The organism is Micrococcus luteus (genome assembly GCF_022664405.1).
Lineage (GTDB): Bacteria > Actinomycetota > Actinomycetes > Actinomycetales > Micrococcaceae > Micrococcus > Micrococcus luteus.
Genome location: NZ_JAKRLB010000014.1, coordinates 57,864 through 68,384, shown reverse-complemented (window position 1 = coordinate 68,384; position 10,521 = coordinate 57,864). Strand labels below are relative to the sequence as shown.

Below are 10,521 nucleotides of genomic sequence, written 5' to 3'. Positions count from 1 at the left end.
ACGAGCAACGCGGGCAAACCAGATGGCCAGCACCGGGCAGTTCCCGTGGCCATCACTGGGCAGTCCTCATGGCCGTCAGCGGGTCATTCCCTGGCCACCTATGGGCAGCTTTTCATGGCCGCTTACAGTGGACTCCACGATCGCCCGCGCCCATCAGCACGCGAGGAACACCACCCGGCTCACGGGGGGCTGGATCGAACGACAAGGAATCCGCGTGAAGAGCCCGCCGACCACGGCCTCGGGCGCTCACGGAGCGGGCTGAGCACGAAGACCCATCAGCTGGTCGACGGTGCTGGGCGAGAGGGCGTACTCATCGCGGGCGATCGGCACCCATCTGCGCGCCGGTGGCATCGAGGCCGTCCTCCCCAACCGGCTGACCAGCAGGGCCACCGCAGACGCCGCGGCTCGGCCGGCGGCCGAACCGCGGGCCTGGACTTGGACGCTTACACGGGCCGGAACGTGATCGAGCGCCAGGACGCGCACCTGCAGCAATGGCCGGGCCTGGCGAGCACGTACGACAAGTACGCGATCGTGGACCGGGCTGCCGTGGTCCTGAATGCTGTGCTCGCGTGGTCAACGGCATTGTCGGACACGCCCGAGTGGCGTGTTCGAACGGATCGACGATCCAGGTCAAGTGCTCGAGAAGCTCGGCGAGGCTCAGCACCGGCAGGTATGAGCGTGAGGACCTGGACAGAGAGGATCCCCCGAAATGCACGTCGTGAAGCGGCGTGAGCGATGTAGTGCTCTTCAGTTGGCACTGGTTGATATTGGTCGACGAGGCTTCAGCCCGGTGTGGTGATGCCCTGCGATGACTCTGAAGCCGGCTCTCGGGCGAATCCTCACATCGGGACGCCGAGACCCTGTGGGAGTCCAAGGATGGGACGTCTCGACGCCTGATCTGTCGCCGCTGCAGAGGAGCATGAGGCCTGGGCCTCAAGCCAACTGAAGACCGGTCAAGCAGGTGGGGTCGTCGGGGCGGGTCGAGATGGCCTTTTTCGCGGTGCGGCCTTCAGCTGAGACAGTGAGAGTAGCGTCAATTCCACGCGGCAGCCAGACCCCGACGAATCCGTTGTCGTACGTCGTCAGCGTTTCATCGAGGAGGGTCTCCCCGGACGTCGCCTCGACCACGGTGACGTGGACGTCAGTATTGGCGAGTTCGCCGGTGCAGGTCGTGAGGCTGTGGAAGTAGCATTCGTGAGTCTGGCTGCGATACGGGGCGATAGAGACGTAGAACTCGTCTTCTGGCATCGGCACGGTGGTCTGATTGTTCTGATCGTCGGTCAGTACAAGCTGGTCGGGTTCAATCGACGCGATGAATTCAGACGAGCGATCTGTCACCTTCGTTGAGTCGAGGCGCGTGATGATCTCGCGAGCATTCAATCCGTCTAGATTGTGCTCGACCACCAGTGAGTGATCGGATCCTGCATCAGCGGACGGTCCCGCATCAGCACAGCCGCTGAGCAGGAGGACGGCGCTGGTCGCCAGACCGGTCAAGGCCGCGCAGATCCTCAGGCGGCTCCTGGAGGACTGGATCGGAGCAACAATGGCAAGTGGCATGCCCAACTCTTTTCTCAGGTGAACGTGTTCATGTCGTCAGGTTAGACAGAAGGCATCCCGAGTTCGCCGGTGCCCAGGGCGCGACGAGGTGCAAAGCACGCCTGCCCGGAGACATCAAGAGCCTTGTCCTGATCTGGGGTCCACCGGTCCGAGGCACCCTGTGTCGAAGACATCGGCTGGTGTCAGGAGCGCACGAGGCGATTGATGGCGTCGCTGGCCTCCTGGATCTTGGCGATGGCCGCGTCTTCATCGCCTTTCTTGGCGGCGTCGAGCACGCAGTGCTTGAGGTGGTCATCGAGCAGACCGGTCGCCACTCCTTGCAGGGCGCGGGTGAGGGCCGAGACCTGGGTGAGGATGTCGATGCAGTACTTTTCGTCGTCGATCATCTTCGTGATGCCGCGGGCTTGGCCTTCGATACGCTTCATGCGGTTGCGGTAGCGGTCCTTGACACTGATGTAGCCGTACCGGTGGGCTCCGGTGTCGTTACCGGTCTCATCGGCTGCAGTTTCAGTGGTCACGGGTGTGTCCTTCACTTCTGGTGCTCCAGGACGGAGCGGGTGCTGGCAGCTGGGGCGAGGTCGATGCGACGCAGCAGCTGGGCGTTGAGCGCGACGATGACGGTGGAGATCGACATCAGGATCGCACCTACTGACATCGGCATGACGAAGCCGACGGGTGCGAGCACGCCAGCCGCGAGCGGCACAGAGAGCAAGTTGTACCCTGCAGCCCACCACAGGTTTTGCCTCATTCTACGGTATGCGGCACGGGAGAGCTGGATCACCGAGAGCACGCTACGCGGGTCGGAGCTGGCGAGGATGACACCTGCAGAGGCGATGGCGACGTCGGTGCCGGCCCCGATGGCGATGCCGACGTCGGCCTGGGCCAGGGCAGGGGCGTCGTTGACGCCGTCGCCGACCATGGCGACCTTCTTGCCCTCCTTCTGCAGCTGGTCGACCTTGGCGGATTTGTCCCCGGGGCGGACGCCGGCGAAGACCCGGTCGATGCCGAGCTCTCTTCCCACCTCGTTCGCCACGGCTTCCGCGTCGCCGGTGATCATGACGACCTCGACGCCGAGCTGATGGAGCGCATCGACGGCGTCGCGGGACTCTGGGCGAACCTCGTCGGCGAGCTTGAGACCGCCGATGACCTTGCCGTCGCGGAGGACGTGCAGGATGATCGCACCCTCTGCCCGCCATTCGTCGGCGACACCGATCTCGTCCTGGCCGGTCTCCTCGAGCAGACGGGGTCCGCCGACGCGGATCTCATGGTCGGCCACCGTCGCGGTGACGCCGACCGCCGGGGAGGAGGTGAACCCGCTGGCCGGTTCGACGGCGAGGCCCTTCTCCTTGGCGGCGGTGACGATGGACCGGGCGAGGGGGTGCTCACTGTCGGCCTCGGCGGAGGCGGCCAGGGCGAGGAGCTGTGCGGCATTCAGGCCGCCGGTCGGCTCCACCCCGGTGACGGTGGGCTCGCCCTTGGTCAGGGTGCCGGTCTTGTCGAAGAGCACCGCGTCGACCTGGCGCATGGACTCCAGGGCGAGGCGGTCCTTGATCAGGACGCCGCCGCGGGCGGCGCGCTCGGTGGCGATGGACACGACCAGAGGGATCGCCAGACCCAGCGCATGGGGGCAGGCGATGACGAGGACAGTGATGGTGCGAACGACCGCGTCGTCGGGGAGCCCGAAGAGCGTCCAGACGACGGCGGTGATCAGCGCAGCTCCGAGGGCGAACCAGAACAGCAGGGCCGCAGCCCGGTCGGCGATGCGCTGGGCACGGGAGGATGAGCCCTGCGCCTCGGCGACGAGCCTGTTGATGCCCGCCAGAGCCGTGTCGTCGCCGGTGGCGGTGATCTCTACGCGCAGGCCGGAGTCGGTGGCCACGGTGCCGGCGGTGACGTTCTCGCCCTCGCCGCGGGCGACGGGGTGTGATTCGCCGGTGATCATGGACTCGTCCATGTCGGCGCGGCCGTCGACGATGGTGCCGTCGGCGGGGACGCTGCCGCCAGGCCGGACGATGACGACGTCGCCGACGCGCAGCTCTGCCGGGTCGACCTTGACGACGTCGTCTCCCTCTATACGCTCAGCCTCGTCAGGGAGCAGCGCGGCGAGGGAGTCCAACGCCGAGGTGGTCTGGGCCAGTGAGCGCATCTCGATCCAGTGGCCCAGCAGCATGATGACGATCAGCAGCGCCAACTCCCACCAGAACTCGAGCTCGGGGTGGACGAGACCGACAGTGGCGGCCCAGGAGGCGAGGAACGCTACGGTGATGCCGAGCGCGATGAGCAGCATCATCCCCGGCTGGCGGCTTTTCAGCTCGCTGACAGCACCGGTGAGGAACGGGGTGCCGCCCCAGGCCTACATGACGGAGCCGAGGACTGCGGCGACCCAGCCCGCCCAGCTGGGGACCGAGTAGCCCAGGAGCATGGCGAACATGGGGGAGAACGCGACCACCGGGATGGCGATGATCAGGTTGATCCAGAACAGCCGCCGGAACTGGCCGACGTGGTCGCCGTGGCCCGCGTGACCACCGCCGTGATGACCGTGCCCGGCGTGGTCACCGTGTTCCATGGTGTGGTCTTCGTTCTCGGCGCGCGAGTCGTCACGGTGGCCGGACTCGGTGGTCGCGACGCCGGCGTGGTCATGGTGATGCGTGGTCGGGTCCGTCATGCTCTTCGCTTCCCCTCGTCATTCCCCGATCTTTCCTTCGATCGGGTCGTATTTCGCCGCGGACCTTCAGCGCGCCCGCGGCGATCGGCTCAGGAGGCCGGCTTGAGCTCGCTCTCGACGACCCACTTGTGGTTGGTCATCGTCATGCCGTCGGACTCGTAATCGACCATGTAGACGGTCTCCTCGGTGGAGGAGGCGATGGTCGCCTTCGCGCCCTTCATGCCTTCCATGTGTTCGGCCTCGAGAGTGACCTCGGTGCCGTCGGCCAGACGTTCATCTCCGGCGTCCTTGATCTCCTGCTGGACGACCCACTTGTGGTCCTTGACCGGCTCCCCGCCTGCGGACGGCGTGAAGTCCACCGCATAGGTGTACGTGTCGTACGCGCCGGCGATCGTCGCGTTCGCACCGTCCATGCCCTCCATGTGGTCGGCGGTGAGCGTGACCTCGGTGCCGACCGGGTATGTGGGCGACGCAGCCGTCTCGATGCCCTCGGGGGCGGGGCCGCCGTCCATCGGATGCTCCATCCCGCCGCTGTCAGAGCTGCTGCCGTGGCCCTCGTGCTGGCTGGTCGTCGAGGGGGTCCCTTGGTCCTGGTCGCCGCCGGTGCTGCAGCCGGTGAACACGAGCGCTCCTCCGAGCACTCCTGCGGCGACGGTGGTCATGAGGTGCTTGCGCATGAAGTCTCCTGTTCGTTCTGGTCCAATCAACGCTATACCCCTCCCGGGTATCAAGTCGATGTCGATCGGCGGGCATGGAATCGCCCGGCCAAGATCCAATCGACCCGGGGTGGCAGCGCTGAGGCTGCGATGGAGAACATCGGCTCGGCGGCTCTGGTCGCAGATGGAATCGAGGCCCGAACGGACGGGCTCACCTCGCTCGCCGTCGTGACGGGATCGGCTGCGTCGTCTCGTGAACATCACCGTGGTGAGAAGACGATCCCAGTACCGCCGATCACCCAAGAGAAATTGGTCTTGTCCGGTTGCATCGTCGGGCGTCCCATCGAGACAGGGATCCTGAGAGCCGACGGAAGCTGTGCAACTATCGCCAGGCAGAGCGAAGCATGTCTCAGTACGTGCTCCGTCAGATCGCCGCGAAGGCCTGATCCACGGGGCCCGCCCGCGCGGGCCGCCGCCCGCGTCCCGCCCGGGTGCGGAGCCGCGGAGTAGGCTGGTCGCACCATGGAACATCTGCCCCCCACGAGCCCCGGCGCCCCGCTGCTGCCGCAGATCGCCCGCCCGGCGGACCTGTCGGCCCTCACGGAGGACCAGTTGACCGCGCTGGCGGCGGAGATCCGGGCCTACCTGATCGCCCACGTCTCCAAGACGGGCGGCCACCTCGGACCGAACCTGGGCGTCGTCGAGCTGACGCTGGCCGTGCACCGCGTCTTCGAGTCGCCGAAGGACGCGGTCATCTTCGACACGGGTCACCAGTCGTACGTGCACAAGCTGCTCACCGGACGCCAGGACTTCACGACGCTCCGCCAGGAGGGCGGTCTGTCCGGCTACGGCGACCGCACGGAGTCCGAGCACGATGTGGTGGAGTCCTCGCACGCCTCCAGCTCGCTCTCCTGGGCGGACGGCATCGCGCGGGCCTGGGCGCAGACCGGGCAGGGGGACCGCACCGTGGTGGCCGTGATCGGCGACGGTGCGCTCACGGGGGGCATGGCCTGGGAGGCCGTCAACAACATCGCCGCCGGCCGGGACCGGCGCGTGGTGATCGTCGTCAACGACAACGGCCGCTCGTACGCGCCCACCGTGGGCGGCGTCGCCGAGCACCTGGGCGGACTGCGCCGCGGGGTGCTGGACAAGGTGCGCACCCACCACCGCTACGAGCAGACCCTCGACTACCTCAAGCACCGCCTCCAGGAGGCCGGCCTCGCGGGCGAGCTGGTGTACCGGCCGCTGCACGCGGCGAAGAAGGGTCTCAAGGACCTCTGGGCGCCGCAGGGCCTGTTCGAGGACCTGGGCATGAAGTACATCGGCCCGGTCGACGGCCACGACCTCACCGCCATGGAGGAGGCCCTCGAGGACGCGCGGGCGTACGGCGGGCCCGTGATCGTCCACGCGATGACCGAGAAGGGGCACGGCTACGCGCCGGCGGTCGCGCACGAGGCGGACCAGTTCCACGCGATCGGCGTGATCGACCCCTCCACGGGCGAGCCCATCACCTCGTCGACGGCCCAGTCCTGGACCTCCGTGTTCGGCGAGGAGATGGTCGCGATCGCGGATGAGCGGCCGGACGTCGTGGCCATCACCGCCGCCATGCAGAACCCCGTGGGCCTGGCCCCGATGGCGCTGGCCCATCCGGACCGGGTGTTCGACGTCGGCATCGCCGAGCAGCACGCGGTCACCTCGGCCGCCGGCATGGCCTTCGGTGGTCTGCACCCCGTGGTGGCCGTCTACGCGACCTTCCTCAACCGCGCGTACGACCAGGTGCTCATGGACGTGGGCCTGCACCGTGCAGGCGTGACGTTCGTGCTGGACCGCGCGGGCGTCACCGGGCCGGACGGCCCGAGCCACCACGGCATGTGGGACCTGGCCCTGCTGCAGTCGGTGCCGGGGCTGCGGATCTCCGCGCCCCGCGACGCGGACACGCTCCGGGAGGAGCTGCGCGAGGCCGTCGCCGTCGAGGACGCGCCCACCGTGGTGCGGTTCGCGAAGGGCTCGGTCGGGGAGTCGGTGCGCGCCCTGGAGCGGTTGTCGGACGGCACGGACGTGCTCGCCCGGCGGGGCGAGGCCGGCGGACGCGACGGCGCCGAGCGGGACGTGCTGATCGTGGCGGTGGGCGCGATGGCCGAGCTCGGCCTCGACGTCGCCGAACGGCTCGAGCGGCACGGCATCAGCGCCACGGTGATCGACCCGCGGTGGGTCCTGCCCGTGGCCCGGTCCGTGATCGACACGGCCGCCCGCCACCGGATCGTCGTGTGCCTCGAGGACGGGGTGCGGGCCGGCGGCGTCGGCTCGCGGATCCGGCAGGAGATGCGCGCGGCCGGCGTGGACACCGCCCTGAACGAGGTCGGCCTGCCGGTCGAGTTCCTCGCCCACGGCAGCCGCGAGCAGGTGCTGGCCCGCGTGGGCCTCACCGCGCAGCGCATCACCCAGGACACCGTCGCCCAGGTCCTCGGCGCCAAGGTCCCGTACGCCCGGCCCGTCCCCGAGGACGCGGCCGCCCCCCACCACCAGGAGCAGGCATGAGCATCGTCCGGCTGTACCGTGAGAGCGTCGGCGACGACGGCGCCCGCCTCTTTGAGTACCGCGAGGCATGGGCCGACGCGGAGGCCGGGGAGTTCGTGGTCCACCACGGCCGGGTCGGCCAGCCCGGCACCGTCGGGGAGCAGCCCCTGGCCGACCAGGCCGAGGGTGATCAGCTGCTGGCCGCGTTCGTGGCGCAGGGCGCGGAGGAGGGCTTCGCCGAGGCGGACCCCGCGACCTTCGCCGTGCTGCCGGTGGCCTACCGGCTCCGCGGCCGGGAGGCCACGGCGATCGAGCGGCGCACCGTCGAGCGGCTGCGCGTCGAGATGACCCACCAGCTGGCCTGGCGCGGTCTCGGCGAGGTCGAGGACGTCGTCGAGGAGGTCGGTGCCCTCGTGCTGCGCGTCCGGACCCCCCACGCCCGCAAGGCCGCCGCCGAGATCCCGGCGGCCGCCAAGCGCGCCGACGGCGTGCAGCCGAACAAGGTGGACGTCCGCACCGCAGAGCAGGAGGGCTGACCCGTGCGCCACACCCGTCTCGGCCGCTCCGGGCTGACCGTCTCCGTCGTCGGCCTGGGGTGCAACAACCTCGGCCGCCCCGGCACCGCCACGCTGGAGCAGGCCGGCACCGACGACGTCGTCCACGCCGCGCTCGACGCCGGCATCACCTTCTTCGACGTCGCCGACGTCTACGGCGCCGAGCCCGGCCTGTCCGAGGAGCGGCTCGGCCGCGCCCTGGGCGCCCGCCGCGACGAGGTGGTGATCGGCACCAAGTTCGGCATGGACATGGGCGGTGTCGCCGGCGACGACGGCGGCGCGCGGGGCTCCCGCCGGTACATCGTGCGCGCCGTCGAGGACTCCCTGCGCCGCCTCGGCACCGACTGGATCGACCTCTACCAGTTCCACACCCCGGACCCGGCCACGCCCATCGAGGAGACCCTCCGCGCGCTCGACGACCTCGTGCGCGCCGGCAAGGTCCGCTACGTGGGCCACTCGAACCGGGCCGGGTGGCAGATCGCCCAGGCCGAGTACGTGGCCCGCGAGCTGGGCGTGGAGCGCTTCGTGTCCGCGCAGAACCACTACAACCTGCTGGACCGCCGGGCCGAGCTCGAGGTGGTCCCGGCGGCGGCCGAGTTCGGGCTCGGCGTCCTGCCGTACTTCCCGCTGGCCAACGGGCTGCTCACGGGCAAGTACTCGCAGGGCGACGCCCCCGAGGGCTCGCGCCTGTCCCACGTGCGCCAGCACATGGTGGCCGACGCCGACCTGGAGCAGCTGGCCGCCTTCGGCCGGTTCGCCCGGGAGCGGGGGATCACCGAGGTCCAGGCCGCGATCGGGTGGCTGGCGGCGCAGGGACCGGTGTCCTCCGTGATCGCCGGCGCCACCCGTGCCGCGCAGGTCGTGGAGAACGCGGCGGCGGCCGACTGGCTCGCCACCGCGGAGGACCTGGCCGAGCTGGACGCCCTATTCCCGGGCCCGGAGAAGGTCGCGCTCTTCTGATGGCCGGCGCGCTGACCGGCGCGGCCGCCGCGACCCCGCTCGTGCCGACGCCGGGGGAGGCCGCCCTGGGCTGGACCGTGTCCGTCGTGGCCGGTGCGCTGTGGGTGGCCGGCTTCGTCTCGCTGGGCCGCAGCCCCCTGGACGCCCGGGCGCGCCTGCCGTGGGTCGGCCTCATGCTGCTGCTGCCGGTGCTGGGGGCGCTCATCTGGTTCTGGTGGCGGCACCGCTACTACCCGGCGCGGCGGCGCGAGCAGCCGGCGTGGGACCCCAACGACCGCTCCGCCGTCGTGGTGCCCCCGCGCCGGCGCTACGGCGCGCCGGAGGAATGAGCCGGGCTCAGAGCTTGACGACGATGCGGTCGTCGACGACGGCCGCGTCGTAGTCCATGAGGGCCTGGCGGGCCGGGCCGCCGAACGGCTTGCCCGAGGTGACGTCGAAGTGCGAGCCGTGGCAGGGGCACGCGTAGGCCGGGCCCTCCTGCCGGTCCACGACCTGGAGCAGGCAGCCCTGGTGCGTGCACACGTTGGTGAAGGCGGTCACCGTGGTCTCGTCCACGCGGTGCATCATCAGGGTCCGGCCCTGCACCTGGACCTCGCGGGACGCGCCCACGGGCAGCTCGGCGGCGGGCAGCGCGTCGACGGCGTCGGAGCCGGTGTAGTGGTCCTGCGCGGTGTCCTTCTCGCGCAGCTGGTCCGTGCAGCCGGTCAGCGCGAGTGCGCCGGCGCCCGCGGCGGCGACGGCGGCGCCGCGGCCCAGGACGGTGCGGCGCGAGGTGTCCGGGCGGGCGTGGCCGCCGCAGCAGGCGGACCGGGAGGAGTTCGGGGTGAGGGGGGAGTCCTGCGTGGTCATCGACCCATTATCGCCCGCGGCGAGGGCGGATGCGACCGGGCCCCACGGGTGCGAGGATCGAGGGGACGGACCCCCGAGCCCCAGGAGCACCGCCGTGACCGACCCCGCCCCGCGCCCCACCGGCGCCGCCCGCTTCGACCTCACCCCCTTCGAGCGGTGGGAGGCCGTGACCCTCGACGACGTGCACGTCGGCTTCCTGCACCGGGTGCTGGAGGACGGCGTGCTGACCACCCGGACGGGCTTCGCCCCCACAACCGCCCAGCGCGCCGCCCGCGACGGTCTGCCGGAGCGCTACCTCGCCCAGACGCAGGTCGGCTTCACGCCCGACGGGGACGGCTGGGCATGGACGACCCACGAGGACTCCGCCGGAGCCCAGCGGGTGCGCATCGACCGTGAGCGGGCCGGCATCGACGCCGCGGTGCTGCCCTCGTACGCGGAGTACCTCCTCCTCGCGCGGGTGGCCGCCGAGGGCCCGCTCGCCGTGGACCGGCTCGAGGAGGCCTCGCCCCTGCAGGGCGGGCTGCGCGTGCCCCGCGCCGAGCTGCGCCCGGCGGACGCGGGCGGGTCGGACGTGCGGGTGGCCGTCGTCACGGACGGCGTGGAGCTGGGGGCGCACCTCGTGCGCGAGGGCGCCGTGGTCGCCTCCGACTGGGGCGGGGGCACCGCCTCGACCCCCGTGGCCGACCAGGCCGCGGCGACCGCCGGGCTCGACGCGCACGTGGTGACGTTCGCCGGGCTGCCGATCGCCTGAGCCGTGGGCCGG

9 protein-coding genes and 2 pseudogenes are annotated in these 10,521 nt (G+C 70.6%); 6 read left to right on the top strand and 5 right to left on the bottom strand.

The window, feature by feature from the left end:
- Positions 1 to 103: 103 nt before the first annotated feature.
- Positions 104 to 597: pseudogene (locus tag MF605_RS07875) on the top strand (transposase family protein); the annotation flags it as partial.
- 336 nt (positions 598 to 933) lie between these two features.
- On the opposite strand, the gene MF605_RS07870 reads toward MF605_RS07875, so the two are convergent.
- The 4 genes and pseudogenes from MF605_RS07870 to MF605_RS07855 all read right to left on the bottom strand — a co-directional run bounded on the left by MF605_RS07870 (position 934) and on the right by MF605_RS07855 (position 4,899).
- A complete protein-coding gene (locus MF605_RS07870; RefSeq protein WP_095694653.1) occupies positions 934 to 1,557 on the bottom strand; it encodes a CueP family metal-binding protein in 624 nt (207 codons plus the stop codon).
- 182 nt (positions 1,558 to 1,739) lie between these two features.
- Positions 1,740 to 2,075: a metal-sensitive transcriptional regulator gene (locus tag MF605_RS07865; RefSeq protein WP_279638164.1), complete on the bottom strand. Its 336-nt coding sequence runs from the start codon at positions 2,073 to 2,075 to the stop codon at positions 1,740 to 1,742.
- Between the two features lie 11 nt (positions 2,076 to 2,086).
- Positions 2,087 to 4,222, bottom strand: a pseudogene (locus tag MF605_RS07860) (heavy metal translocating P-type ATPase).
- Positions 4,223 to 4,311: 89 nt separating this feature from the next.
- On the bottom strand, positions 4,312 to 4,899 hold the full coding sequence (locus MF605_RS07855; RefSeq protein WP_041103644.1) for a YdhK family protein: 588 nt from the start codon (positions 4,897 to 4,899) through the stop codon (positions 4,312 to 4,314).
- 501 nt (positions 4,900 to 5,400) lie between these two features.
- On the opposite strand from MF605_RS07855, the gene dxs reads away from it, so the two are divergent.
- Genes dxs through MF605_RS07835 form a run of 4 tightly spaced genes read left to right on the top strand, consistent with a single transcriptional unit; the run spans position 5,401 to position 9,238 of the window.
- Positions 5,401 to 7,416 carry a 1-deoxy-D-xylulose-5-phosphate synthase gene (dxs, locus tag MF605_RS07850; RefSeq protein ID WP_052520056.1) on the top strand — a complete coding sequence of 672 codons (2,016 nt, stop codon included), beginning with the start codon at positions 5,401 to 5,403 and terminating at the stop codon, positions 7,414 to 7,416.
- Entirely contained in the window at positions 7,413 to 7,931 is a 519-nt protein-coding gene (locus tag MF605_RS07845) for a hypothetical protein (protein WP_041103646.1), read from the top strand. The genes dxs and MF605_RS07845 overlap by 4 nt, the downstream gene beginning before the upstream one ends.
- Positions 7,932 to 7,934: 3 nt before the next feature.
- The gene (locus tag MF605_RS07840; protein ID WP_041103647.1) at positions 7,935 to 8,909 is read left to right on the top strand and encodes an aldo/keto reductase; all 975 of its coding nucleotides are present in this window, start codon (positions 7,935 to 7,937) and stop codon (positions 8,907 to 8,909) included.
- Positions 8,909 to 9,238, top strand: a complete 330-nt coding sequence (locus tag MF605_RS07835; protein WP_020627854.1) for a PLD nuclease N-terminal domain-containing protein — start codon at positions 8,909 to 8,911, stop codon at positions 9,236 to 9,238. Before MF605_RS07840 ends, MF605_RS07835 begins: the two co-directional genes overlap by 1 nt.
- A 7-nt stretch (positions 9,239 to 9,245) precedes the next feature.
- Here MF605_RS07835 and MF605_RS07830 read toward each other — a convergent pair whose 3' ends face one another.
- Positions 9,246 to 9,758 carry a Rieske (2Fe-2S) protein gene (locus tag MF605_RS07830; RefSeq protein WP_078025486.1) on the bottom strand — a complete coding sequence of 171 codons (513 nt, stop codon included), beginning with the start codon at positions 9,756 to 9,758 and terminating at the stop codon, positions 9,246 to 9,248.
- Between the two features lie 94 nt (positions 9,759 to 9,852).
- Here MF605_RS07830 and MF605_RS07825 point away from each other — a divergent pair, with 94 nt between their 5' ends.
- Positions 9,853 to 10,509 carry a hypothetical protein gene (locus MF605_RS07825; protein ID WP_134416471.1) on the top strand — a complete coding sequence of 219 codons (657 nt, stop codon included), beginning with the start codon at positions 9,853 to 9,855 and terminating at the stop codon, positions 10,507 to 10,509.
- Positions 10,510 to 10,521 lie beyond the last annotated feature (12 nt).